Source organism: Aquimarina aggregata (assembly GCF_001632745.1).
GTDB lineage: Bacteria > Bacteroidota > Bacteroidia > Flavobacteriales > Flavobacteriaceae > Aquimarina > Aquimarina aggregata.
On record NZ_LQRT01000003.1, the window covers coordinates 112,713 to 139,268 of the forward strand.

Here is a 26,556-nt window from a genome sequence, read left to right on the forward strand (position 1 = left end):
TATGAATTAAAATATAGCATTACTCTACACGAAAAACTTTTTTGACAGAAATTGGTTTTCCTTGCTCATTAAACCCTTCTAAACATATTTCATACGAACCTGTATTGTCTGAAGTATAAAAATTAATATTTGTTTCTTCTTTATCTAACTTTAAATCGGGTAACCAAAGTAATTGCTGTCTAAAATCAGGTACATGACTAAATTGTTTTTCTCTATCACCCTCATACGATTGAATAAAGTAATTCTTCTTAGGTTCTGGTGTAAATAACTTTATCTTTTTTAAATAACTCTTAGTATATTTTTCGTAAAAATTACTAGTATTCGTTTTAATATCCAGGACTCCCTGAAAAATTTGAGAACTTATAAAATAAGGGATTCTAGAATAGCTAATTTTTTCTACATTATTTGCATTATATGTTACTACATCTGTATGGTCTTGGATCATTAAACCATCTACAATAACCAGAGGCAAAAAATTTGAGCCTTCAAAAACCGGCTTCTCTTTCTTAATTAAAAAAATGAATTTTTCTTCGCCTATTTTTTTTGTTCTTACATTTTCTACAATCTCAACTACAGTCTCTTTAACCGTTGGAAATCTAGTATAGTCATCTAAATTATAAGCTTGTAAATGCTCTCCATAAAATGGTACAATAGGTCTAGGAAGATTGATTGTATCAGGTTTTGCATTAAAGTAACCATTGTTTATCTGATTATATACACTTCTATCTAAAATCATCTGTTTCATATCCGAAGTTATATAGAAATTATTTTCAAACTTTAAACCTTTATAATCCATCGGAACATGCTGATCAATGTTAATCGAAAACTTATCATTATCTCCTAATACTTGTATGAATGCTTCGCTTTCTACATAAGGTTTATCAATATTCATAAAAAAAGAACCATCATCATTTGTCGTTGCCATTTTTAGGTCGTATGATTTCCCTGGTACGGAAAGAATAACCTTTTTGTTTTCCATACTTAATTCTGGATTTTCTGTTACAATTTTACCAGAAAACAGCCAACCTCTAAGCTCCGGAAGAAAAACCCTATTTGCAGTCAGGTCTACCCTATGATTAGACATTTTATCGATTGACGCAGTAAAAACATTTGCCGTTGTTCGTACAGGAACATTAATCGTATCTATTTTTCGTACTGATAATGAAGTATAAGAATTAGAGAAATTAGTAGATTTATGATTAATCTTTAGTGATACTTTTTTTCTTTTACCATATTGCTTTTGATCAACAAACAAACGGATTACATTAGATCCCTCATTCGATGAAATATCTGATTGTGAAACTTGATTATTTTCAGTTAAAAAACCAAGTTGTTTTTCTGAGTTTTCATAAGCACGAGTTATCTTTTTTTGGTCTCCTTGATATGGGTTTATAATTGCAATATCTGATTGAAAAAACTTATTTCTCTTAGAGTTTCGCATCCATTGGGTATAACATATTAATTTATAGTTACCTGAAGCCACAGATGTAGGTATAAAAAAGTCTCCCTGTCCTTTACCAGATGTTAATTTAATTTTATGTCGAAATACGACAGTTTTGTCTTCGCTTACTAATTCTACATATGCTACAGTACTCAAACTACTAAATTGTAATTTTGCCCCAGTTAGACAATATATTTTATAATACAGATATTCTCCTGTAAACAAAAGAGAAGAATTATAATGCATATACACTTGTTCTTGAGGTGTATCTTTGAAAGTTACTATAGGGTTTATGCCATCTGAGGATATTACTTGTGCATTTGCAGGTTGAAATAGCAAAGCAGAAACATACAGCACTAAAAAAACAAACTTATTCATGGTTATTTTTTAATATTATTCTTCCCAAAAATCAGGAACTTTATTACTCCCCAACACCCTACAATCTCCACATTCCTTTGGTACTAATAAATAAGGACCTTCATCTGGTGTCGGATCATCATTTACATTAAAATATGTAAAAAAACCTGTTTCTAAAGCATCTATTAAAGGGGAAAAACCTAAAAAAAAGAAGAGAGGGCTAAAGGTTTCACAATCATTAATGAATGGAGGTGGAGGTCCTTCAGGAAAAAAGTCTATATGTTCAAAAAAGATGCGTTTAGAAGATACTGACGAAACGTCAAAAAAACCGATTATCTTTTCACTTGAGTTTGTACGAGAAACTATATTTCCGGTAATAAATCCAGGTTGTGTTTGAGAAAATAAGCTTTCAAAATCAGAAAACTCTTTAAGCGTTTCATAGAATGCGAATGCTTCTGGAGATTGCACAAATTGACGTACCAAAATGCTATATCGATTTTGAGTCAAAAAATTCTCTTTACTAAGAAATCGAATAGGAAATCGAGTCACTTTATCTTCATCAAATTCAGTAGATGATGCTAAAATAACATCAGTAGATGATGCACTACCATAGCAGACTCTTGTTTCTTCTGTTTTGGTAACAAATTGTATTTCTGGTGGGTTTTTCGATAAAACCTCTATTTCTACAGGAGACCATCTTGGAGCTATAATTTTATACGTCTCGTCATATTCATACCTATAAAATTTTGCATTTCCTTGTGGGTCAGAACTATCCGCAAAAACGGTTATTCCTAGAACTCCCTGACCATTTACAGTACGCTCAGCATACAAATCATCAATTTCTAATACTGGTGTGAGTGATCTAAAATCTGACGCATACTCATTTCCTTCTGCTGTTTTTATAATTAATTGATAATCTCTTCCGGGTACGGCCGTAAATTCAGAAGGAGTCAGGTATTTTCCTGGTTCTGTTTCTATAAATTCGAATCGCGTAGACTGATCATCAACAATACCAACTTCTGCACCTGTTTCTACAAGTTGTTCTTCATTAAAACGAAATGTTCTTGATAACAAAACTTGTTGTTGTTTTTGCTCATTTGTTAATGTTGCATCTACTATTAGTATACTTTCGAAGCTTTCTATTTCTGTTTCAAAAGGTTCTACACATGTAGTTACTAACCCACCTAATAGTAATATACAACATAATCGAAAAAATCTTCTTTTTGCACTATTTTCTAAGTTCATATCCTACTAAAATTTAAGGTTATACGTTATAGAAGGCACTGGAATTGAGAAAACAGAACTTTGCAAAGCTCTTATCTCTCCATCGTCTGCAACAAAAAATACAGAAAATGGATTATTTCTTCCTAAAACATTATAAATAGAAATCGTCCAAAAGCTATGGGCTAATTTTTTGTTTTTATGATTACCCTCAATATTAAATCCGAGATCTAACCTATAAAAGTCTGGGATTCTGAATTTATTACGATCACTAAAAACCACAAACTCTGATCCGTTTAAGATAAATTGTCCTACGGGAAAAGTAACTGGTCTTCCTGTTTGATACACGAAATTAGCAGAGAGACTAAATCGTTTTGTAAACTTATAATTACTAACTAGACTTATATCATGAGGCTTATCGTAGTTCGCAGGAAAAAACTCTCCGTTATTAACACGTTCTTCAGCAAACTCACTATCCAACTTTACAAAAGATCTAGAATATGTATAACTAAACCAACCATTAAATTTTCCTTTGTTTTTTCTTAAAAGAAATTCAACTCCATATGCTTTACCTTCTCCTTGTAACACTTCGGTTTCTATATTTTCATTAAGTAATATTTGCGATCCTACTTTAAAGTCGACTATATTATCTAGTTTTTTATAGAATCCTTCTAAACTAATTTCATACGTACTTTCATTTAAATTTTTAAAAACACCAAACGAATATTGTTGTGCTTTTTGAGGAGCTATATTGAGGTCTGAAAGTTTCCAGGTATCTATTGGAGAAACTGTCGTATTATTTGATAACGTATGAATATACTGATACGTATTGCTATATCCTGCTTTGATTGAAAGGTCGGGTTTTATAATATATCTAGAAGAAAGTCTTAGTTCAACCCCATCATATGTTTCAATTACTTTATTATTTTCATATTGTATAGTATTGGTTACGGTACCTTCATTTCTTGGTCTGTTTTCTTCATATTCTCTTTGAGTTCCTTCTCCTAAAGCGTTATATAATGAATAGCGCAATCCTGCGTTAACAGAAAATTTTGGTGTAAAATCAAATCTACCCGAAATAAAAGCTGCTGATTCTAATGCTTTTTCTTTTGGAATACTAAAAGGAGTAACTATTGATCCATCCCCGTCAGGTTTTATACTACCGGGACGTACTTGATATATTTTATTTGCTATTCCATAATGAAATTTATACATTGGATTAAGCTCATATTTCATTTGAAGTTTGACCTCTGTTTCTTCTACGCTATACCCTAAATTAAAGTCGTTATTACTGTCTCCATCAAAATTAATATCAAACTTATATTGACTATTCGTGAGCAAAACATTTCCTTTATGTTTATCATTAAATGTATGATCCCAACGCAGAGAAAATGCTCTATTGCTATAAACATATATTGAATCTGAAGTTATACTAAAATCATCCCTACTATAATATCCAGTTGCATTGATTTTATTATTTTCATTAATTTCATGATTATATTTTAAAATTGCATCATAAAATGATGCTTGACTATTATTTAAAGTTTCTTCATCTAATGATCTTAGTATCCAATTTGCATAAGCACCTCTTGCTCCAAATAAAAGACCTGATTTATCCTTAACAACCGGAGTTTCTACTGTTACATTTCCTGTCACAGGTCCTATTGACGCCTCTACACCCAATTTATCTGTTCTAGCGTCTTTTGTTTTAATATCAAAAACAGATGATAATCTACCTCCGTACTCTGCTGGTATTGCTCCTTTATAAATATCTACTTTACCAATTGTAAAAGGGTTTAATGCAGAAAATAGGCCGAAAAAATGTTGGGGGTTATAAATAAGTGCATCATCTAATAGTGTTAAATTTTGGTCAGCTTTCCCTCCTCTTACGTTCAACCCTGCTGCCCCTTCACCTGCAGTTGTAATACCAGGCAAAGCTGTTGCAACTTTAAGTACGTCTCTTTCTCCTAATACAAGAGGTATGTTTTTAGAAGCTTCTACATCTACTTGTTCTTTACCTGTAACAACGTCCTTTATATTTTCATCTCTGTTCGATTCTAAAAGCACCTCATCAAGAACCTCTAAACTTTCTGTAAGATCAAAATCTAAAGTACCATTATTATATAAAATTACTCGTTTTTTTGAATCGGCTATTCCCAAAGAAGTAGTGCTCAATATATTTTCTCCTGCCGGTAGTTCCAATAGATAATACCCATTTTTATCAGTAGTTGCTACTAAATCTTTACCTTCTACAAGTATTGCAAGGTTTTGAATTGGTTTTCCTGTAGTAAAATTTCTAGCATAACCACTTAACTCATATTTTTCTTTACTATAGACCGATGCTTTTCCTATTTTTATGGTGGAAATTTTAGCTTCGTTTAGAGACTTCTTTTTGGTATAAAAAACAGGAGCTATTTTTTGCTTCGGTTTATTAACTACTAAGCTATCTTTTTCTTCTCCAAAGAATCTATCTGGCAAATTATCATAGATAACAATATTGCTGGTTAGAACGACTTCCTTTTCTTTCAAGAAATAATAATTCAAAACTGTATCAGAGAAAAGATCGTCCAGAATTGTTTTTAATGTAACATTCTGATATTCTTTAGTAATTAATTCTTCTCCTAACCATTCCTCTAAATAATAAAATGTAACATCAGTCTGATTTTCTAACCGAGATAAAACTGTTTTTTTATCTACATTTTCAAATGATATTGAAACTAATTTTGAAATATCTTGCCCATTCATTACTCCAGAACAAAACACTATTAAAATTATCGAAAAAAACCTCATTCTGTAACTTTATTATTAGTTCTGGAAATTTCTGAATACACCTTGCGTACTAGTGATGTCATAAAGCTATCCGGTTTTAATTTGTATAATGCTTTGTTTTTAGCATAAAAATTTCTGATCGTCTTTTTATGATCTGGTAATATTTTACTTAAAGCATTTTTAGTATTTACTTTATAATAGACATCCTTGTAATATAAAATGTATGAATTCTTATTCAAGAAGTGATAGAACACTTTTCTATTTTCAATAACATCCCTTTTAGCCTGGTCATATTTCTTGTACAGTACGACATTTTTTTTTTCTAACAATACCTCGTAAAACCCTTTTAACTCATCGTTTGTAGATGTAACACTATCAACACGAATAAATTTATGGCTATCGATCACGAAATTTTCAACTTTTGATTTTAAAAGCTTAAGAGTTACTGCTCCGTATTTATTAGGAAGTTTCACTAGTACTTCATCCTCATAAATATTATACTTTAAACTTAATCCAAAATATGACTGATTGTTATAATGAACTGAACCGGGAAGAAAGTCTAAGGACTTAAAAAATTGATGATGATTATTATATATACTTCTATATTCGTTTTCCTCAATTATACCATTAGATAAATCTATATTCTCAACGCCCAAATATTTATCAAAAGAGATGTAAGTTTTTTGGTTTTCTTTGGTGCTAGATTGACTGGATAAAAAAAAAGAAGATAATAGTAAAGAAAAAAATAACAGTTTTGTGGTCATTGGTTTTGGTTAGTTGTACTCTTTTAACCAAATTGAAAACATGCGGCAATTAAAAACTATAGTCACAATTTTAAAAATCAAATTGTGAATACGCTAAAGCCTTTTAACAATAAAGAAAAAGAGATATTTCTTACTTTTTTAAAAGTACAGATTTTACGATATCAAAAAATTTCTCTGGTTGTTAAAAATTGGTTAATTAACATGTTTTACCGCAAAAGAAGTGAAAACAAAACGTAATTCTTTAATAAAAATAATTATTGGGAAAGACTATCAAAAAGTAGGGATATACAGCAAAAGATATATTACGTATGATATCAAGGTATAACCCCACTTTTTACTTAAAAATTTATTTTACATCAATTATGCGACTACTTCTTTTTTTTCAAAATGAAAAAGCTTTTCATTTAAAAATCGCAATGTTGGTATTTTATCTTTGGTATCGACCAAAAGTGAAATATTATTATTACTTCCTCCGTAGGAAACCATACGAACAGGAATATAATTAAGAATTTCAAAAAGTTTATATGAATTTTTATCATTGATAACAGATTCACCAACAATACAGATAATACTATGATCCTGTTCTACAGTAATCTCAGCGTAGCTCTCAATTTCCTTTACAATTTTATCAAGATTACTAATGTCATCTATAGTTAATGATATTGCAATTTCTGATGTCGTAATCATGTCTATTGACGTATTGTAATTGTCAAAGACTTCAAAAATCCTTCTTAAATATCCATGAGCCATCAACATTCTGTTAGATTTGATTTTGATCGCAGTTATGCCATCTTTTGCAGAAATAGCTTTCAAACCTTTTTTGTATGTTTTATTCGAGATTACAGTACCCGAAGCTTCAGGATCAAAAGTATTTTTTAATAATACTGGAATATCTTTACCAACCACAGGAGAAACCGTTTGAGGGTGAAGAATCTTAGCTCCGAAATATGCTAATTCTGCTGCTTCATTGTATGTTAAATGAGCAATTGGATGTGTATGCTCTACATATCTTGGATCATTATTGTGTAATCCATCAATATCTGTCCATATCTGTACTTCTGTCGCATTTAATGCTGCTCCGATAATTGTTGCAGTATAATCGCTACCTCCTCTTTTTAATTGACTTATCTCATCGTTCTCATCTCTACAAACAAAGCCTTGAGTAATATAAATAGAGGATTGAATATTATTGTCTAAGACTTTATTTAACTTCTTACTAACTTTTTCTATACTTGGATTTTCTACAGAACCAACAAACATAAATTCTTTGGCGTCTAGTAATACATTAGATACACCTATTGCATTTAGGTAGCCAGAAAATATATAGGTTAAGATTGTTTCTCCATAAGTGATAATTCTAGAATTAACCACTTCAGAATACTCCTGACTAGATACTTCAAACATTTCTGTAATAATAAGAGACAAACCATTTTTTAATGTGCTTCTTAAATCTTGATCTTTAATTAATGCATCAATAACATCGATATGTTTATCCTCTAGTCTATGTAAATTTCTTGTGATTGCTTCTGAATCTCTAAATTTAATATTTTCTACAAGATTAACTAATTGATCCGTTACTCCAGACATTGCAGAACATACTACAATCTTTTTATCCTGATCTGATATAAGAATTTCCTTTACTCTATTTAAGTTTTCTACCGATCCAACAGACGTTCCACCAAACTTCAATATTTTCATTAATCTCTTTTTTAGCTTTATATTTATAATGCATAATTAGTTAATTAACAACAAAGAATAAATATTTTAAAAGAAAAAGTCTAAATTTGCACAAAATGTTAAATATGTAACAATGAAAACTATTACTGATTGTGTCCATAATATTTTAAGACACCAACCTTTTCTTGAAGATGCATTATCCAGAGATATCATTAATTTTAGCTCCCTGGCTATTGACTTATTACCTCAGGTTGAAAAAGTCATGAGAAAACCTGTAAAACCCGGTTCTATCGTGATGGCTTTAAGAAGATACAACCCTCGTACAATTAAAAATATAGATAATCTAAGGAATCTTGGAGATATTGTTGTTAGGTCAGGAATTACCGAATATACTTTCTTGAATTCTAATACAATATTAACGAGCCAAACAAATTTGTTAAATAGTGTAAAAAACGAAGTCAAAGCATATTTCACGTATTCGAGTAATTTTCAAGAGAGTAACATATTAGTAACTTCTTCTCTTAAAGATACTGTAGAAAAACACTTTAAAAATGAAACATGTATCTCTATTGCAGACAATTTAGCCTCTATGTCAATTGCACTACCCGAGGATAATTCTAAAGCTGTAGGATTATATTTCTATCTTTTTAAGTTATTGGCCTATGAAGGTATTCCTGTATTTGAAGTAATTTCTACATCCAACTACTTTACACTTTTTCTTGAAAAAGAACATGTTAACAAAGCTTTCTTGTTAATGAATGAAATTAAAGAGAATTAAAAAAACCCTGCTTTTAGCAGGGTTTTTAAATTATATCTGATCAAAATTACCAAATATTAACTCGTTTTTCAGGGGCCAAATACATTGGATCTCCTTCTTTAATATCAAACGCTTCATAAAATGCTGGTACATTTAATAAAGGTTGTATTGCACGTGTTTTACCTGGCGAGTGAGGATCTGTTTTAATTTGAGTTCTTAAAGCATCATCTCTAACAAGTGTTCTCCATACAGTAGCCCAAGACATAAAGAAACGTTGCTCTGCAGTAAAACCATCTATTTTTTCTGGCTTACCATTTTCTTTAAAAAACTGTTGTAATCCATCATAAGCTCCTAATACACCACCTAAATCTCCTATATTTTCACCTAAAGTAAATTTACCATTGATAAAAACACTGTCTAAGACTTCGATATTGCTGTATTGTTCTGCTAAAGCGTTTCCTCTTTCTGTAAATGCTTTTAAATCATCTTCTGTCCACCAGTTTTTAAGATTTCCAGACGCATCAAATCGTGCTCCACTATCATCAAAAGCATGAGATATCTCATGACCTATTACGGCTCCTATACCTCCATAATTAACGGCTTCATCTGCTGTATAATTATAAAATGGTGGCTGAAGTATCGCCGCAGGAAATACGATTTCGTTATTTAAAGGGTTAAAGTATGCATTCACTGTTTGAGGAGACATACCCCATTTTGACTTATCAACAGGCTCTCCTATTTCTTCATAGTTTTTATCTGTTCCCCATTTGTTTACAGCAACCATATTTTCATAATAGGTTTTATCTGCAGAAACTTCCATTTTAGAATAATCTTCCCATTTATCTGGATATCCTATTTTAACGGTAAACTTATCTAATTTTTCAATAGCTTTTGCTTTGGTTTCATCCCCCATCCAATCTAATTTTTGGATACGAGCTTTGTAAGCTCCAATAACATTAGCAATCATTTTTTCTGCTTTTGCTTTTGCTTCTGGTGGAAATTTAGCATCAACATATAATTGACCTAACGCTTCTCCTACAGTACCATTAACAACAGCCAAAGCTCTTTCGTCTGCAGGACGTTGTTGTTTTTGTCCTCTTAAGTATTTACTATAAAACTCCCAGTTCATAGTTTCTATCTCTGTACTTAATCGTCCAGTAGCGCTATTAAAAGTATCCCACTTAATTAAAGTTTTTATGTCCTCTATAGGAGTGCTTTTTAAGAAACCATCTAATGCTTTAGTATATCGTAATTGAGCAACAATAATAGTATCGAATTTTTTAGTGATACCTAGATCACTAATCATTTTATTTAAGTCAATTGATGATAACATTTCATCTGCTTCAGCAATTGTTCTTGGATTATTATAGTTACGAGTATCTCTACGTTCAACCTTATTTAATCTTGGCTCCGCTAGTTTTGTTTCTAACTCAAGAATCTTTTCTGAAGCTGCAGTAGCATCGGCTTCTGAATCTCCTAAATACGTAAGCATTCTAACAATATGCTTTTTATACTTTTCACGGATTTCTTTTGATTTATCATCTTGATCCAGATAATAATCTCGATCAGGTAATCCTAACCCTCCAGATCCTAAATATACTGCATTCATTGCACTATTATTTAAATCTGCTTGCACACCGATTCCTACAAATGGAGAAGAAACAGCAGCATTTTTCGCCAAAACAGTCTGTAAATCACTTAGATTTTTAATTCCTGCGATATCATCTAATGCCGGTTGTAATGGTTTAACACCTGCAGCATTTCTTGAAGTCGTATCTAATTTAGTATCAAAAATTGCTAAAGCTTTTGCCTGATCTGTATCAGCACTATACTTTCCGCTCTCTTTAGCTTTTGCTAAAATTTCTAGAACGTCTTGATCTGTTGATTTACGAAGTACTCCAAAACCTCCCCAGCTCGTACGATCTGCAGGGATTTCTGTATTTTTTAACCAACTACCATTTACATAATTATAAAAGTCGTCTTTTGGACTCACAGAGGTGTCCATGTTTTCCAATACAATCCCAGGGATTTTTTCTACTTCAGCAACTTCTTTTACTTCTTTTGTTTCCTTTTTACAGCTCACAAAAGCAAGAAGAAATGCTGCTAAAAAATACACATTTTTCATTTTTATGTTCATTGTGTTATTAAATTGAAATTAGTTATTAGCAATATGACGTAACTATTGCATATTTGTTACGCATAATATTTTCGTAATTTATACAAAATGGTAGATGTTTAACTTTAAAAATATTTTTTTAACGAAAAAATAAGATTTAAAAAAAATAAAAACCTTATTATTAGTAAGTTAAAGAAGAATCTATTTTTGCAACCTTAAAAACCGCTTTTTAGTAATCTATCATCAAAAAAGAACGGTGCTACATTAATTAATTTTAGTTTATTAAAATCAGGATGGATTGGGTTTATTAAAAGGTTATTTTCATTAGGAATGATAATACTTGGAATCAATAATCCTAAAAACTTATTTTCTTCTATCCATTGAATAGAAAAGTTTTGCACATTCATAGGTACTGGTACTTTATTCCAATCCTCTGGTAATTGATCAACAGCAACACTTGTAATTAATTTATCTGGAATCTCAATAGTAGCCATAGCCATATCATCAGGAAAATATGCTGCAGGTAAATGAGCCAATACTTCTAATGCAGAGAGTGATGCTGTAGTACTTGTATATAAAAGAGCTACTCCTTTAGGATTCCATCTTCCACCAACAGATTTAGCCCCAATACCAGTTAAATCTTTTATATATTTTTGCTTAGCTATTCTGTAAACCAACATTATGCAAAAATTCCGTGTTCTATACGCATTAATTCTTCATTAAGTAATTCGAATCCAAAAGTTGTATCTAGAAGTTCTTTTGGCTTTTTTGAAGCCAAAGCAGTACAAGGGTGGTTCATCCAATTTTTAAACCGCTCTAAATCACCAAAAACTTTTTCTCCTTTTCCGTAAAGTTTAGCCAATTGTAATGCCTTTGCACTAGCCTCTGTACTTAATTTTTTATTTAAATCGTATCTTTGAATAGTTCTTTCTGACATATGTATTACTAACGCTAACTCTTTAAGATCAAAACTAATCGTTTTAGCGAGGTGTAATAATGCCTTTTTATCTATACCATTTCGAGATAGTTCTATAAAATCATACATATTCCTTAATGGAATATCAATATTCAAATACCTTAATAGTCCTTTATTTTCAAAACTATCAAAATCTAAAGGGGATACTGCCACCATAATTATTAAATTTTACGACAAAAATACAAAAATAAATGACACTTGTCAAAAAAATATCTTTTAAATAATAAAAAACACGACAACTCTTTCTTTTATAGATATTTGAACTTATTTCTCTAAAATCAGTGAAATACAACTAATTATCATAAACAATTGTTAACAAAAACAAAAAGATACCAAGTCGCAACATATCAGTGTTTACGGGGGATACCCCAATTTTGAGTAAAAATTTTACAAAATAAATCGATTTTATCTGTAAAAAAAGTGATTTTTTCACATAAAAAGTTGTATATTGTCGTTGATTTTATGTTTTATAACGATAAAAACAAGTTTAAAGTAAGTAAATTCTTACTTTTTGATAATTGAGGTTTAACCCTAAAAACCAAACTTAATATGAAAACACTTTTACCCCTACTAGTCTTGTTCTTTACAAGCATTGCATTTGCAAATACAAAAATTGACATTTCCTACAAGTTAATGTTTGTTACAGAAAATACTGTGATAGACGGCTTAGATGAAAACACCGAAGAAGGTGTTATATTTATCACAGAGAGTTTACATGTAGAAGAAGGAGCACGCGTTAAAGTAAGAAACGCATGTTTAATTATACTTGGAGATATCACTGGAAAAGGAATCATCGATATTGATGAATCTGCCACTGTTACTCTAGAAGGAGAAAAGCAAGGACGATTTACATTTATCAATAGGTTCTTAGCAGATGATACCTGCCAACAAAGTACAGATCAAAAAACATTCAGACACATCATAGAGGTACCACAAGGACTTAAATATAGTCTTTACTCTCTAGATGGAAGACTATTGGATAAAGGTACGATTGATGACTATATCCAACACTTAGTTGATCCAAAAACATATTTATTAAAAATAGAAGGGTACAAATTAAGAAAAATAGTATTTAAAGGTTAAAATCAATCATCAAAAGTAAGGTTCATTAATCCGCGGTACTTAGTTACCGCGGATTTTTTTTATCTCATTCACTTTTTCATTATCCAAACATCATAATTTTAAGGAATCATCCCATTCATTTAATAAACAAACACTTACATTACAACTAATATTTGAAATAAGAAAAGGTCATTTCACAAAAAAGGATTTTCACTTTTTTTTAAAAACCTTATATTTATCAAGTAATCCCCTAGATAATTAAACACGTACCTCCATTTTAAATTAAAAACAAAGTAAAACAGTACCTAATATAAGAGCGTGCATGCAAATAACATGGTTTAAATCTGAAGCATTTAAGTATACTTGTTACGGAATAGTATTTGGCTTTCTATTTCCTATACTTGCTACATGTATTGATATTGTTAGGTTTGATCTTGGATTTTCTTGGCAATCTGCAAAATATGTTCAAGAAAAGTATCCAATACATTATATTATAGATACGGCTCCGTTATTTTTAGGTCTCTTTGCTATGTTTGGTGGAAGAAACTTGGATAAACTAAAAGAAACGAATAAACAAATCTTAAAAGCTTCTCAATTTAAGCATGATTTTTTGGCTAATATGAGTCATGAAATAAGAACACCAATGGTAGGTGTTATTGGAATGATAGATTTACTCTTTAAAAACACTAAATTGAATAACATTCAAAAAGAGTATGTACATACAATCCATCAATCTTCACTTAATTTATTGGATATCTTAAATCAAATTTTAGATCTTTCTAAAATAGAATCTGGAAAATTTGAACTTTCTCCATCTTATATTGATTTTAATCAACTTATCGAACAAAACGTTGGCCTCTTTCTTGCAATAGCTAAAGCAAAAGAAATTGATATTGTATCAGATTATTCTAAAGATCTACCACAACATATTATAGCCGACAATAATCGCTTGTCGCAAGTTATTTCTAACCTAATAGGAAATGCTATAAAATTTACAGATAAAGGAACGATTACTATTAGAGCATTTCTTGTATCTCAAAAAAACGATACTATAACGGTTAAAGTAGAAATTATTGATACAGGAATAGGTATCAGTAAAAAAGATCAGCAAGAATTGTTTGATCGCTTTAGTCAATTTCATGAAACTTCCATCTCCTCTACAACAGGCAGCGGTTTAGGTTTAGCAATATGTAAAAAATTAGTACATCTAATGCAAGGAACCTTGGATGTAAAAAGCGAGATAAACAAAGGAAGTAATTTCTCATTTACTTTTGTAGCCAAAACATCTAATATTTCTATTCAAAATAATATCAAAACCGCAACTACCAGTAAAATACCTCAGTATAATTTACATGTTTTACTGGTAGAAGATTCTGATACCAATATTCTAGTTTCCACGCAAATTTTAAAATATTTAAACTGTACCGTAGATATTGCCAAAAACGGTAGAGAAGCTCTAACACTATTTAAAGAGGACACATATGATCTTATTTTAATGGATATTAATTTACCTGAACTCGATGGAGTACAAACATGCAACCTTATAAAACAAAAATACAATAATGTACCGCCTGTTATAGCACTTACTTCCAACGCGCTTCCTGGAGATGCCGAACGCTTTATTGCAAAAGGCCTCGATGACTATATAACAAAACCATACACTACCGAAATCCTAAATATTAAACTTAAAAATTGGTTTGGTGATCATTACGAGTATCATTAAAATAGTTGTTTTTCAAAGAAAACTAATGGTTTTAACGGTATATTGATTAACTACTCTAGTAAAATTTAGTATCTTGTATACTGCGATAATATTCGTAAATTAAATAATAAACTAAAAATTTGAGTCATGAAAGAAAAAAGTGTTTTACCTCTTAAAAAACACCTCTCCTCGATATTACTCATTCTTCTGATTATTGGCTATGCTACAAACTTAAAAGCATCGTCTTATTTTCAAGATAACAATTACAATGAGTATAAAGGTTTAGTGGTGAGTAGTGAAAATAATGATCCAATAGTATCTGCAACTGTATCTATTAACAATACCAACATTTCTACTGTAACAAATGATGAAGGGAAATTTTTATTAAAAGTACCGAAAGAAAATATCGGCAATAAAATAACAGTTTCATCTCTTGGATATAATGATAAAGTGCTTGAATTGTCTGCTTTCAATGATAAGGAGTTAAAAATAAAACTTACTACATCTATCACCGAATTATCTGAAGTTAATATTGACCCTAAAGATCCTAACGCTTTAATACGTGAAGTAATGAAGAAAAAAGGATCTAATTATCTTAATGATAACACCATAATGACTGCTTTTTATAGAGAAACAATAAAGAAAAGACGAACTTATGTTTCTTTGTCTGAAGCTGTGATTGATGTGTACAAGAACCCTTATGATTCTCAAAAAACAGATGTTATTAAATTATATAAAGCAAGAAAAAGTGCCGATTATAAAAAGCTTGACACACTAACCTTAAAATTACAAGGAGGACCAACAACTACATTGTATATTGATGTGATGAAAAATCCTGAAAATGTTTTCACTCAGGAAATGCTAAAATTTTATGATTTTAGTTTTGCACCGTCTACAAAAATTAATGATAAGTATATCTATGTTTTAAATTTTAAGCAAAAGGAAATTATTAAAGAACCTTTGTACTTTGGAAAACTTTACATAGATGCACAAACATTAGCGATGACTAAAGCTGTTTTTAGTCTTAACATGCAGGACAAAGAGGAAGTGAGTAAAATGTTTGTTAAGAAAAAACCAGGAAATGCTAAAGTTTACTTTACAGAAGCATCTTATAATATTGATTACCGTCAAAAGAATGGAAAGTGGTATTATGGATATGGCAGAATTGACCTCGCAGTCAAAATCAATTGGAGAAAAAAATTATTTAACTCTAATTATAAACTAAATGTAGAAATGGCAATTACCGATTGGAGGAAAAATAAAGATAAAGAAATAATTAAACCTAAAGATCGATTAAAATCATCTGTGGTAATTGCCGATGAAGCCTCTGGGTTCTCGGATCCAAAATTTTGGGGTGAATATAATGTTATAGAACCTGAAAAATCAATTGAATCTGCAATCAAAAAAATACAGAAACAAATAAGAAAACTGAATTAACTCACAAAATTCTATCCTTATAAAAAACACGTATTTTACATATACGTGTTTTTTTATTTTCAATATGCTAATTAACAGTACTAGATGATTCTATTTTATTACTTTTACTCCCACAAAAACTAAAAAAGCTTGCAACACCTAGCAATCTTAATAAGTCACTTAAAAGAAAACTTACGTTTCAAAATTATCGAATGAAAGAAAAATTTTTGATCGCTCTATTTGGGTTATTGATAAGTACACTAAATGCGCAAAAGAATATGGATTCCCTTGCAGTTAGTAAAGATTTAAAAATTTTTGAAAACATTTTAAAAAAAGGACACCCTGGTCTTTATCAATATATCAAACAAGATTCTTTAGAGTATATTTTTAACACAGCAAAAGAATCCATTAATGACAGTCTAACAGATATTGATCTTTATAAAAAGATGTTAAGCATTACAAATGAAGTAAAAGACGGACACCTATTGCTATTTGCGCCTAATACTATAAAAACAGATCAATATTATTTTCCTTTAATCTTAAAAATCATAAATACTCAGTTTTATACTGATACAGATGATTTTAATATTCCTATTGGTTCTAAAATAAATACTATAAACGGACAAGACACCTCTAGAATACTTGAAAATCTTAAAAAATATGTAGCCACAGATGGTCATAACCTAACCCGAAAGTATCGAGAAATAGAATTAAAATTCGGACTTTTTTATGCCTATGAATACGGCATTTCAAAAAACTTCAGTATTACTTACACAACTCCAGATGGAATTAAAAATGATTTGGATTTAGATGCAGAGTCTTTTATCAAAGTTAAATTAAGGAATACGAAACGTAACTCCTATTTTGCAAAATACCACCAAAAGAAAAATAATTTTGACTATTTTGATAAGCATATCAATAATAAAGCACCTTTCGTATATTACAAGGATGAGTTAAATACTGCGGTTTTGGTCATAAACTCGTTTGGAGGAGATATTAGTCAGTTTAAATCTAAATTGATAAAAATATTCAGAGAAATTAATAAGAAAAAAATAGAACACCTTGTTATTGATATACGGCAAAATGATGGAGGGTATAGACCTAATAGCGTTCACCTTTACTCATTTATTACCAAAAACCCTTTTAAGCAAATAAAAAGTCAATCTATTATTTCTTTATCTGTTCCTGAGAAAAAATATGCCACGAGAGTATTCTTAAATGAAAAGGATTTTCTAGAAGATAAATTTAAAAATCACCCAACATATGATGGTTGGAGAATTACTTTTGATGATTTAGAAACCATAATGGCACCTCAAAAAAACAGATTTAATGGCAAAGTATATATCTTGATTAGCGGAGCTACTTTTTCTGCTGCTTCAGCATTTGCCCTGAATGCAAAAAACAATCCGGATATTACTCTTATTGGTGAAGAAACTGGTGGTGGATATTATAAATCTTTTGGAATGTTTCCTGTTTACTACGAATTACCAAATTCTAAAATCACTATGGTAATGTCTATGGTACAAATAGAACAGTATACTAAAGAAACGTCAATTCCTTTAGGTTCGGGTATACCTCCGGACAAAAATATTATTCACTCTGTAGAAGATTTAATTTTAGGTAAAGATGCAGAGTTAGACTATATCTTTAGGCTCATAAAAGGATAAGTAGTTCTTTTATCCAATATAAGTATTTACACTGGTTATTAATTTACAGGAATTGTGAAGCATTTGCTTAAATCGTAATGCAAGGTTCTCATCATCAAATTTCATAGCCTCGCTTATACTAGAAGACAAAACTAATTCTCCTATAAGGTATTCAACAAAATAACTTTGATCTTCCGTTAAAAGCACATATTCATTCATATACTAAATTTATAAAGAGCTTTTATACTTATGTATTTCTACAAAAACCCTTTCTATACTAAAGCAAAAGTATGTCATAAATCAATATCTAAAATTTATCAATCGAATACTTTTACACATAAGTATTAACAATTCTTTTTAATCATAGTAGGTATTATTTTTGATAGGTATTTAATCTAAAGTACAATTATGAAAATACTACACCACTTTGCTTTTTATAGTTTAATGATTATAATTTCTACTTCCTGTTCACAAAAAACAAACTATAAACTACCAAAAAATGCAAAAGAACTATTAGCTGGAGAAAAAGGAAAAACCTGGAAAATATCAAAACGTATTAACGAAGGTACACGAATGAATATGAGAGGTTGTTTTTTATCTTACAGAATTACCTATAATCCAGATGGTAATATGAAGGACAACAATGAAGAACAAGAAGATTGCGGACCATCACTTAGAGGGAACTGGCAAATTTTAGAGAATAAAAATGGTATTTCCTACATAAAATGGACCAGTAATGACATTCCTGAAATTTTAAATATGAAAAGTAATCACAAATACTTTAAAATTTTAAAACTAACTAAAGACACTTTAGAATTACAACATCGACACAAACAATTTTCTAGTAAAACTACTTTTATAGACCTTTTCGTGCCCGAGCATTCAAAAATAAAAAACAGGGATTTTCATTGGTAAAGTATATAAAATATAAAACCGGTTACAGCACATACAGTAACCGGAAAGGTTAATTGATAGATTAGGGCATCCTATAAATATAGACGTTTCTATCGTTTTTTAAAACACATAACTAATGTTTGTTAGCTATAAGCCGTTTCTACTTTTCTAATCAGGCCTATTTCAATATATTCTGAAATTCTATCTGACTTCCCTATTTTATCCGTTTCTATTGGGATCCATCCATCAATTTTAATCATGTCATTAGGATTACTACTAAAAAACATTTCATATTCATAATTCATAGAACCATTATTAACAAAAGTAGGATTGATATTGTTCTTAGATTTATCAATTATTCTCTTTCTAACAATCTCTATTTTAGATGATAAATCCAGGTTTTCTGTATCTCTATGAACCTCTACATCCAAAAATTCTGCAATCGAAACTGTAATTAATTCTTCTAAATTCATAAGCATAAATTTTGTTTATTATTATATTAAATATTTAAAACTATCATAAAGCAAATCGAAGCTAAATGATATCTTTAAAAACAGGGGTGTTTTACTAAAAAACTATAATAATCAATAACAACCCCCTATTTTTATTACAAATTTATACATAAAAGATATAAAATTAAAAAACAACCCCTAATAAATAGGGGTTGTATGTCAAAATTTATGTTTTATAGAAAAATAACTTGTAGAAATTATTTTTTTAATAATTCAGAATTATAAAATTAAGTTTTTACTAATATAATAATCAAAAAAAGAATGAATTTGAGTGGATAATGTTACCAAAAAACCGAATTAAATAGCAATTAAGTCACAAAAGAATCAAATTACCTCAATGGTTATCTTTTCAAAATTACTTTTAGGCAACCCACATAAAGCACAACCATAATCATCTGACAGATCCTTAAAATCTACCCCAACAGGAATCCCTCCTACCACATCACCAACAGAAGGATCATAAACGTTTTGACAATCTTTACACTGAAATACTTCTATCTCAAGAATTTCTTTTTCTACCCCTTCTCCTTGATGTAATTCATCTGGTATTGACCCTAAATTCTGAAAATATGTCTTGGTCAGTTCTAACAAAAGCCCAGGCAAATCCATTTGATCCACATCTTGTGCATACACTATATACTGCCTTGTACTAGGGTTAAAGTTCTTTGCGTACAACACATTATACATAGGCCGCACAACAAAACCTTCAATCGTTTCTGGTGCTTTATTTTCTTCTATCATTATAGAAGTAAAATATCTTTTAGAATTTCGACAAGAAGAAATCCCAAATGTAAGTCCGTAAGTACTTATATCATTTTGGTCAAAATTCATAACCAAAAACTTTTTAAGCTCAAGTGCCCTCTTATTATTAACTGGTAAATGCCAGTTCAACTCTAATGCCGAATGTCGAACATTAATACCAAATTGCCCCAATAATTTCTCTAAGGTCAATTTTGACTCCTTTGGAATCCCTTTAACAATAAACGATTTCCAAGGAGTTAGACATAATTTTCCTATTCTATGTTCTAAACAAAATTCACAAAGAGCTTTTAAAAATTTTAGATTGTAATTATTATCTCTCCAATACAATCCTAACCAGTATTGATTATCTCTCATTTTATTCATTCCCTCATAATATGGAAATGGATTAAAATTTACTTGTAGTGGTTTTTCTATTACTTTATTGTTCGTATCCAGATTCTCATTTAGATACTTAAAAAGCATTTCAACATCTTCTACACTTTCATAAATATTTTCGATTGTTTCTGCAATCTTTGCGATATCCCATGTATAAATTAGAGCTGGGTAGTAGATTTCATCCCAACCAGGTAATTTTAAAAACAAATACCAATAGTCTTCATGCGCAGAAGCTATAAAGTTTAAATCCCCAGAAAACAAAGGAACTATTTGCTGCTTTGGGTCGGTTATATTAATTTTTAATTTCGGATGATATCTAAACTCTTCTAATATATAAAGGTAAGTTGTGCCTCTTAACCAAACTGTAGCATCAAAAATATCTATGGATACATATGAGGAGCAAATATTCTGTTGTGTATGAGAAGCAAAGAAAGAAGTGTTAAAAGCAGCATGTTCTGTTATTACATCGTCATTAACATTTTTCAGAGGAAATATGATATCTTGTCTGGATCCGAAATGAAAAGTATCTAAACCTAATTCCTGAACATACTCAATGATTCGTTGCAATTCTGAAGGAGATAACACACCTCCTTTGATATCTACTCTTTGCAAAGATTTATCTTTTTCCATAATTCATTTAATTAGCTCCTTGTTTTACTCTATTTAATATTTCTTTTACTTCAGGCTTACAACTTCCGCAACCTAAACCAGCACCTGTCTTAACACATAACGCATTAAAATCATCACATCCTGAAACTATAGCTTGTTCAAGATTTCCTTCTCCTACTTGACTACATGAACAAATAAGTTTACCTATTAAAGGCTCACTAGGTTGTGATCCTCTTAGCAATTCTTCTCTTTTCTCACCTAGTTCTATTTTTTCTTCAATCAATCTCTTAAAATCGGCAAACTCTTTTTTATCTCCCATTAAGATTGCACCTAGTAAACGGTCATCTCTTACTATACACTTTTTATAAAAACGTTTTCTAACGTCCATAAATACTATTTCTTCATAAGAATAGTCATTTTTAGGTATATCAATATTACCAATACTACAAAGGTCAAGATCTTCAAACTTTAGAATATTCATAAAAACAGAACCTTTATAAACTGCACTAAAATCACCTAGCAAGTATTTAGCAACAATATCTGCTTGTTGCTCTGCTGCAGCGGTAATACCAAACAAATTTCCTTCGTATTCTGCTATTTCTCCAATAGCAAAAATAGCATCATCACTTGATTGTAAATATTGGTTTACAAGAATCCCTCGACGGCAATCAACACCTATTTTCTTTGCTAAATCTATATTTGGGATGGTCCCTATAGAATACACCACGGCATTACAATCAAATGATTTTCCTGATTTTAAACTCACCAATAAATCACCTTTTTCCTGCGTAAAAACAGTATCTACTTCATTATCAAAATGAATTTGAATTCCTTTTTCTATGACATCTTCTGCCAACAAACGACTAGCAACAACATCAAGTTGACGTTCCATTAATCTATTTCCGCGTTGTACAATCGTTATTTTAACTCCTTTTTTACGAAGAGCTGCGGCTAGCTCTAGCCCCAACAACCCACCACCAACAATAGTTACATGTTGTTCATGCTCAGGTAAACCTGTATCGGCAAGATATGTTTTTAATTTATCAGCATCTCCACGGTCTCGCATTGTAAATCTTCCTGGCAAATGAATAGGAACTTCTTTAGGAACAAAAGCACGACTACCTGTAGCCATTAATATTACATCGTAATTATGTTTTTCACCTTTACTATCAACAATATATTTACCTTCTCTATTTATTTCTTCGATAGGATTACTTGTGGATAAAGTTACATTAAGAGACTCCATATTTCCCTCTCTCATTTTCTGCAGCTGTTCCCAAGTGAGCTCTTCACTAACATATTCGGGTAGTAGCACTCTATTATAAAATGGATACGGTTCTTTTGAAAATACTATTATCTCATCTTCAGTATTATGCTCTCTATAAGTTTGGATAAAACGGTACGCTGCAGTTCCTGCTCCAATAATACAGATCTTTTGTTTTGCTTTTTCATATTTAGATACTTGTACTGCAGAAAATTTAAAATCCGGTTCTTTAGAAATAGGATCTACTATACTTGTTGTTAAGTTATTAGCTCGACCATAGTCGTTCCCTAACACTTTTCCCCAATGCATCGGAAGAAAAACTACTCCTTTACTTATTGTATCTGTAATTTTTATTTTTACCTGTACTTTACCACGCTTACTTTCTATAACAGCAATATCGCCATCGTTAAGTTTACGCAAAAATGCATCTACTTGACTTATTTCAAGATAAGGATCACGAATATGAGTAAGTAGTTTATTTACTTTTCCTGTTTTTGTTCTTGTATGCCATTGATCTCGTACCCTTCCGGTAGTGAGTATTAAGGGATACTTTTCAGTAATCAATTCTGAAGTAGGCTTAACAAATCTGGGTATTACGAACTTCGCATTACTTGTATCTGTATGAAATTTTTTATCTTCAAAAAGTCTTGAGGTTCCGGGATGGTTATTTTGAGGTACGGGCCACTGAAAACTACCTTCATTTTTTAAACGGGTATAATTAAGCCCTGTGATATCTATACTTGTTCCTTTTGTTAACGTACAATGTTCTTTATAAACCTCTTCTACAGTATTATAATCAAAACCTCTATACCCCATTTTTCTTGCAAAATTCCATAGAATTTCAGAATCCGACATAGCTTCTCCTGGTGGATCGACTACCTTACTCAAATGGGTTATACGTCGTTCACTATTTGTCATCGTACCCTCCTTCTCGGCCCACCCTGCTGCAGGCAATAATAAATCAGCATATTCTGTTGTTTCTGATCTATAGGATATATCCTGTACAATTACGAATTTTGCTTGCTTAAGTGCTTTTTCTACTTTATTTGCATTAGGAAGGCTTACCAATGGATTTGTACAAATCACCCAAACCGCTTTTAGCTTTCCGCTTTCTAAAGCATCAAACATTTCTGTAGCCGTAAGTCCCGGTTTACCAGAAATTTCTTTTCCTCCCCAAAAATTAGCTACTTCTCTTCTATGTTCATCATTTGCTAAATCTTTATGTACGGCTAAAAGATTCGCCATTCCACCGACCTCTCTTCCTCCCATTGCATTTGGCTGACCTGTTAAGGAAAAAGGACCTGATCCAGGTTTACCTATATGTCCTGTAAGTAATGACAAATTAAGCAAAGCATTATTTTTATTTACCCCAATGGAGCTTTGATTCAACCCCATTGCCCACATAGTTATAAAACCTTTAGCATCAGCAATATAAGAAGCTGCTTTTTTAATATCTGCAACACTAACACCACAGATCTTGGATGCTTCAGAGATCGACATCGCCATCAAAGATTTTTTTAACTCCTCAAAGTTATCGGTATGATTTGCTATAAAATTTTTATCAATCTTTTTTCTGTCTATTAGTCTTCTTGCAATTGCGTTATACAAAGCAACATCTGTTCCTGGCAAAATTTGAAGATGTAAATCGGCTATATCACAAGACTGTGTTTTACGAGGATCTACTACTATAATTTTAGTATTCGGATTCTTTTCTTTATGCGCCTCAATTCTTCTATATAAAATAGGATGACACCATGCCGGATTTGCTCCTGCTATCATAAAACAATCAGCTAGTTCTATATCATCATATGTAATCGGAACACTATCTTCTCCTAACGCTTGCTTATAACCAACAACAGCAGAGCTCATACATAGCCTTGAGTTAGTATCAACATTATTGGTACCTATAAACCCCTTAGCCAATTTATTAACAAGATAATACTCTTCTGTTAAACATTGTCCTGATACATAAAACCCTACACTATCGGGACCGTATTTTCTTATCATTGCGTTAAATACGGCTGCAGCTTTATCAAAAGCCTGATCCCAAGATACCCTTTGTCGGTCATGCCCTTTACTCCATCGCATTTCTGGATATAGAATTCGATCACTTTTATCCTGTACCACATGATGTAAATTCATTCCTTTAGAACACAACATACCACGATTTACAGGATGATCTGGATCTCCAGAAACGGTCATCACTCCTTTTGCATCTTTATTTGCAATGATTCCACAACCTACTCCACAGTATGAACATGTTGTTTTATACGATTTGAATACGGACATAAAAAAATTTATCAAGTTTTTACTGAGAATCAAAATTACGTATAATTACGTAAAAAACATTCTAAATAACTACGAAATAAACTAAAGACAAATTAATTATCAAATTACTAAAAGAAGTACAAAAAAAAGAAATATCAAAAATAAAAAGGCAGCCTAATTTAAAAAAATTAAAAATAAAATAGCAATAAAACAACACATTACAAAGGCATTTCAAAAAAAACAAGTCTTTTACTATTTAGCATTTAGTTTATCAAAAAATATTTCAATCAAATGATTCTAAGGGTATTATAAAACTTTAAAAAACATCATTTTTATGATTATCGAAAATCAGAATACATGATTTTAAATTATTCTTATATTTTTTACTAAAAAATCATAAAAATCAACAAATAATAGGTGTTTAAGAGAATAAAATACACCTAAAATACACTTTTATTAAATATTTCATATTTGCTATTTAAGTTTAGTTCAAATATATTTGATCAAAATTAAGTATTAATACTTAAGTATTTATTTTAAAATTATAAATGATGTAATTATGGAAAAAAGAACAATTGAATTAGTACAATCATCTTTTGAAAAAGTTGCCCCAATAGCAGAAACAGCTGCAAAAATTTTTTATGATAAACTTTTTGAATTGGATCCAGAGTTGGAAAAGTTATTCCCTGCCTCAAATCCCGAAGCTATGAAGGGACAAGGAAATAAGTTAATGACTATGCTCGCTTCAGCTGTTTCAGGTTTAACTCAGCTAGACAAGCTAATTCCAATACTAGAAAACTTAGGAAAAACTCATGTTGGATACAATGTAGAAGTTTCTCATTATGATACTGTGGGCGCAGCTTTACTAGAAACATTATCTATAGGGCTTGGAGAAGATTTTACCCCAGAAGTAAAAGAAGCTTGGACCGAAACTTATAACGTAATGGCTTCAGTAATGAAAACAGCTGCATATGGAGAAGTAGCTTAACACAACTCTTGTGACAACACAATAATACAAACACTCATCAAAAAAAAATTATGAATCGTTACGGCATTAAAAAATTGGTTTTTCTTTTGGCAATAAATAGCATTCTGTCACTTCAATCATGTGGCGGTGTTCCCGAAGAAAAATCTTCAACTACCCAATCTAATAAAGTATTCGCTGTTGCAGAAATTTTGACTCTAATAGCAGAAGAAAATGATATTACTCGGACATTATACACCAAAGCCATTGTTGGAGCAGGCAAAAAACAAGGATTAAAATTTGATGAAGACTGGCAAGATGACGAAGTTGAAGCTGGTCCTCTTCCCGCTTTATTTTTAAGAGGAATATCGTCTGACATAAGAAAAAGTCCCGTTCCTTTAGGCCTCTATTTAGGATCTGATTTCCCTATCAATGCATCAAATAAGTTCATAGGAAAACAAGCTGAACTCTTTGAGAAAATAAAAACCAATAAAGAATCTCAACACTTCTTTGAGGAAGATCAAAAACTATATACATCAATGTTTGCAGATTTAGCAGTTGCTGCTCCTTGCGTAAACTGCCATAATGAGCATAAAAACACAACAAAAACAGATTGGAAACTTGGAGATGTAATGGGGGCAACTACCTGGCAATATCCTTCGGATTCACTGTCATACAAAGAAGCAATTGATGTTATTAAAGCGTATCGAAACGGAACGAAAGCAATATATACAGCATATCTTGATGAAATAGCAGCTTTTAAAATAGATAGCACGAAACCATCTATAGGAAATAAATGGCCTTCTAAAGGTTTTTTTCTTCCTACTGCTGAGGTATTTATTGATAGTGTTAGAAAATTGACTTCATATAAAAGCTTTGAAAAATTATTAGCGGATTCCGACAAAAGAAAAAACAATTATCTAGTTTCTAATTAAAGAATTAAATAAAAGTGAATAAATCAGGTAGTTTTATACTTATTGGCAGTATCCTATTCTTAGTATATA

The 26,556-nt window shown here is 30.7% G+C and carries 20 protein-coding genes; 8 read left to right on the plus strand and 12 right to left on the minus strand.

Annotation, left to right across the window (positions count from 1 at the left end; translation table 11 throughout):
- Positions 1–19: 19 nt before the first annotated feature.
- The 5 genes from AWE51_RS06550 to AWE51_RS06570 form a co-directional block, all read right to left on the minus strand.
- Positions 20–1,819 carry a hypothetical protein gene (locus AWE51_RS06550; RefSeq protein ID WP_066311241.1) on the minus strand — a complete coding sequence of 600 codons (1,800 nt, stop codon included), beginning with the start codon at positions 1,817–1,819 and terminating at the stop codon, positions 20–22.
- A gap of 15 nt (positions 1,820–1,834) precedes the next feature.
- A complete protein-coding gene (locus tag AWE51_RS06555; RefSeq protein ID WP_066311243.1) occupies positions 1,835–3,043 on the minus strand; it encodes a DUF4249 domain-containing protein in 1,209 nt (402 codons plus the stop codon).
- Between the two features lie 6 nt (positions 3,044–3,049).
- Positions 3,050–5,809 (minus strand): TonB-dependent receptor, encoded by a 2,760-nt coding sequence (locus AWE51_RS06560; RefSeq protein ID WP_066311245.1) that lies wholly within the window; start codon positions 5,807–5,809, stop codon positions 3,050–3,052.
- A complete protein-coding gene (locus tag AWE51_RS06565; protein ID WP_066311248.1) occupies positions 5,806–6,552 on the minus strand; it encodes a hypothetical protein in 747 nt (248 codons plus the stop codon). Before AWE51_RS06565 ends, AWE51_RS06560 begins: the two co-directional genes overlap by 4 nt.
- Before the next feature lie 360 nt (positions 6,553–6,912).
- The gene (locus tag AWE51_RS06570; protein ID WP_066311252.1) at positions 6,913–8,250 is read right to left on the minus strand and encodes an aspartate kinase; all 1,338 of its coding nucleotides are present in this window, start codon (positions 8,248–8,250) and stop codon (positions 6,913–6,915) included.
- 112 nt (positions 8,251–8,362) lie between these two features.
- On the opposite strand from AWE51_RS06570, the gene AWE51_RS06575 reads away from it, so the two are divergent.
- Positions 8,363–9,007, plus strand: coding sequence for a hypothetical protein (locus AWE51_RS06575; protein ID WP_066311255.1), 645 nt, complete (start codon positions 8,363–8,365; stop codon positions 9,005–9,007).
- 46 nt (positions 9,008–9,053) lie between these two features.
- Here AWE51_RS06575 and AWE51_RS06580 read toward each other — a convergent pair whose 3' ends face one another.
- The 3 genes from AWE51_RS06580 to parS form a co-directional block, all read right to left on the minus strand.
- On the minus strand, positions 9,054–11,111 hold the full coding sequence (locus tag AWE51_RS06580; protein ID WP_082832346.1) for a M13 family metallopeptidase: 2,058 nt from the start codon (positions 11,109–11,111) through the stop codon (positions 9,054–9,056).
- Between the two features lie 206 nt (positions 11,112–11,317).
- The gene (locus tag AWE51_RS06585) at positions 11,318–11,782 is read right to left on the minus strand and encodes an RES family NAD+ phosphorylase (RefSeq protein WP_066311260.1); all 465 of its coding nucleotides are present in this window, start codon (positions 11,780–11,782) and stop codon (positions 11,318–11,320) included.
- Positions 11,782–12,234 (minus strand): type II RES/Xre toxin-antitoxin system antitoxin, encoded by a 453-nt coding sequence (gene parS, locus AWE51_RS06590; RefSeq protein ID WP_082832347.1) that lies wholly within the window; start codon positions 12,232–12,234, stop codon positions 11,782–11,784. The genes AWE51_RS06585 and parS overlap by 1 nt, the downstream gene beginning before the upstream one ends.
- Positions 12,235–12,627: 393 nt before the next feature.
- On the opposite strand from parS, the gene AWE51_RS06595 reads away from it, so the two are divergent.
- The 4 genes from AWE51_RS06595 (at position 12,628) to AWE51_RS06610 (ending at position 17,925) form a co-directional block, all read left to right on the plus strand.
- The gene (locus tag AWE51_RS06595; protein ID WP_066311263.1) at positions 12,628–13,161 is read left to right on the plus strand and encodes a hypothetical protein; all 534 of its coding nucleotides are present in this window, start codon (positions 12,628–12,630) and stop codon (positions 13,159–13,161) included.
- A 301-nt stretch (positions 13,162–13,462) separates the two neighbouring features.
- A complete protein-coding gene (locus tag AWE51_RS06600) occupies positions 13,463–14,863 on the plus strand; it encodes an ATP-binding protein (RefSeq protein WP_066311266.1) in 1,401 nt (466 codons plus the stop codon).
- A gap of 126 nt (positions 14,864–14,989) precedes the next feature.
- Positions 14,990–16,279, plus strand: coding sequence for a carboxypeptidase-like regulatory domain-containing protein (locus tag AWE51_RS06605; protein WP_066311269.1), 1,290 nt, complete (start codon positions 14,990–14,992; stop codon positions 16,277–16,279).
- A gap of 191 nt (positions 16,280–16,470) precedes the next feature.
- Positions 16,471–17,925, plus strand: a complete 1,455-nt coding sequence (locus tag AWE51_RS06610) for a S41 family peptidase (RefSeq protein WP_066311272.1) — start codon at positions 16,471–16,473, stop codon at positions 17,923–17,925.
- 9 nt (positions 17,926–17,934) lie between these two features.
- Here AWE51_RS06610 and AWE51_RS06615 read toward each other — a convergent pair whose 3' ends face one another.
- Positions 17,935–18,123 (minus strand): hypothetical protein, encoded by a 189-nt coding sequence (locus AWE51_RS06615; protein WP_066311275.1) that lies wholly within the window; start codon positions 18,121–18,123, stop codon positions 17,935–17,937.
- Positions 18,124–18,312: 189 nt separating this feature from the next.
- Here AWE51_RS06615 and AWE51_RS06620 point away from each other — a divergent pair, with 189 nt between their 5' ends.
- A complete protein-coding gene (locus AWE51_RS06620; protein ID WP_082832348.1) occupies positions 18,313–18,819 on the plus strand; it encodes a lipocalin-like domain-containing protein in 507 nt (168 codons plus the stop codon).
- 122 nt (positions 18,820–18,941) lie between these two features.
- Here the strand turns inward: AWE51_RS06620 and AWE51_RS06625 are convergent, their stop codons facing one another.
- The 3 genes from AWE51_RS06625 to AWE51_RS06635 form a co-directional block, all read right to left on the minus strand.
- Positions 18,942–19,271, minus strand: coding sequence for a hypothetical protein (locus AWE51_RS06625; RefSeq protein ID WP_066311281.1), 330 nt, complete (start codon positions 19,269–19,271; stop codon positions 18,942–18,944).
- 363 nt (positions 19,272–19,634) lie between these two features.
- Positions 19,635–21,077: a rubredoxin gene (locus tag AWE51_RS06630; RefSeq protein ID WP_066311284.1), complete on the minus strand. Its 1,443-nt coding sequence runs from the start codon at positions 21,075–21,077 to the stop codon at positions 19,635–19,637.
- Positions 21,078–21,084: 7 nt separating this feature from the next.
- On the minus strand, positions 21,085–24,609 hold the full coding sequence (locus tag AWE51_RS06635; protein WP_066311285.1) for a nitrate reductase: 3,525 nt from the start codon (positions 24,607–24,609) through the stop codon (positions 21,085–21,087).
- Between the two features lie 538 nt (positions 24,610–25,147).
- Here AWE51_RS06635 and AWE51_RS06640 point away from each other — a divergent pair.
- Both AWE51_RS06640 and AWE51_RS06645 read left to right on the plus strand, forming a co-directional pair.
- Entirely contained in the window at positions 25,148–25,576 is a 429-nt protein-coding gene (locus AWE51_RS06640; protein WP_066311287.1) for a globin family protein, read from the plus strand.
- A 50-nt stretch (positions 25,577–25,626) separates the two neighbouring features.
- Positions 25,627–26,487, plus strand: coding sequence for a c-type heme family protein (locus tag AWE51_RS06645; protein WP_066311288.1), 861 nt, complete (start codon positions 25,627–25,629; stop codon positions 26,485–26,487).
- The last annotated feature ends 69 nt before the right edge of the window (positions 26,488–26,556 follow it).

Excerpts from the sequence above, each read along its gene's own strand:
- AWE51_RS06550 (WP_066311241.1), bottom strand. The coding sequence starts at position 1,819 with ATGAATAAGTTTGTTTTTTTAGTGCTGTATGTTTCTGCTTTGCTATTT.
- AWE51_RS06555 (WP_066311243.1), bottom strand. The coding sequence starts at position 3,043 with ATGAACTTAGAAAATAGTGCAAAAAGAAGATTTTTTCGATTATGTTGT.
- AWE51_RS06560 (WP_066311245.1), bottom strand. The coding sequence starts at position 5,809 with ATGAGGTTTTTTTCGATAATTTTAATAGTGTTTTGTTCTGGAGTAATG.
- AWE51_RS06565 (WP_066311248.1), bottom strand. The coding sequence starts at position 6,552 with ATGACCACAAAACTGTTATTTTTTTCTTTACTATTATCTTCTTTTTTT.
- AWE51_RS06570 (WP_066311252.1), bottom strand. The coding sequence starts at position 8,250 with ATGAAAATATTGAAGTTTGGTGGAACGTCTGTTGGATCGGTAGAAAAC.
- AWE51_RS06575 (WP_066311255.1), top strand. The coding sequence starts at position 8,363 with ATGAAAACTATTACTGATTGTGTCCATAATATTTTAAGACACCAACCT.
- AWE51_RS06580 (WP_082832346.1), bottom strand. The coding sequence starts at position 11,111 with ATGAAAAATGTGTATTTTTTAGCAGCATTTCTTCTTGCTTTTGTGAGC.
- AWE51_RS06585 (WP_066311260.1), bottom strand. The coding sequence starts at position 11,782 with ATGTTGGTTTACAGAATAGCTAAGCAAAAATATATAAAAGATTTAACT.
- parS (WP_082832347.1), bottom strand. The coding sequence starts at position 12,234 with ATGGTGGCAGTATCCCCTTTAGATTTTGATAGTTTTGAAAATAAAGGA.
- AWE51_RS06595 (WP_066311263.1), top strand. The coding sequence starts at position 12,628 with ATGAAAACACTTTTACCCCTACTAGTCTTGTTCTTTACAAGCATTGCA.
- AWE51_RS06600 (WP_066311266.1), top strand. The coding sequence starts at position 13,463 with ATGCAAATAACATGGTTTAAATCTGAAGCATTTAAGTATACTTGTTAC.
- AWE51_RS06605 (WP_066311269.1), top strand. The coding sequence starts at position 14,990 with ATGAAAGAAAAAAGTGTTTTACCTCTTAAAAAACACCTCTCCTCGATA.
- AWE51_RS06610 (WP_066311272.1), top strand. The coding sequence starts at position 16,471 with ATGAAAGAAAAATTTTTGATCGCTCTATTTGGGTTATTGATAAGTACA.
- AWE51_RS06615 (WP_066311275.1), bottom strand. The coding sequence starts at position 18,123 with ATGAATGAATATGTGCTTTTAACGGAAGATCAAAGTTATTTTGTTGAA.
- AWE51_RS06620 (WP_082832348.1), top strand. The coding sequence starts at position 18,313 with ATGAAAATACTACACCACTTTGCTTTTTATAGTTTAATGATTATAATT.
- AWE51_RS06625 (WP_066311281.1), bottom strand. The coding sequence starts at position 19,271 with ATGAATTTAGAAGAATTAATTACAGTTTCGATTGCAGAATTTTTGGAT.
- AWE51_RS06630 (WP_066311284.1), bottom strand. The coding sequence starts at position 21,077 with ATGGAAAAAGATAAATCTTTGCAAAGAGTAGATATCAAAGGAGGTGTG.
- AWE51_RS06635 (WP_066311285.1), bottom strand. The coding sequence starts at position 24,609 with ATGTCCGTATTCAAATCGTATAAAACAACATGTTCATACTGTGGAGTA.
- AWE51_RS06640 (WP_066311287.1), top strand. The coding sequence starts at position 25,148 with ATGGAAAAAAGAACAATTGAATTAGTACAATCATCTTTTGAAAAAGTT.
- AWE51_RS06645 (WP_066311288.1), top strand. The coding sequence starts at position 25,627 with ATGAATCGTTACGGCATTAAAAAATTGGTTTTTCTTTTGGCAATAAAT.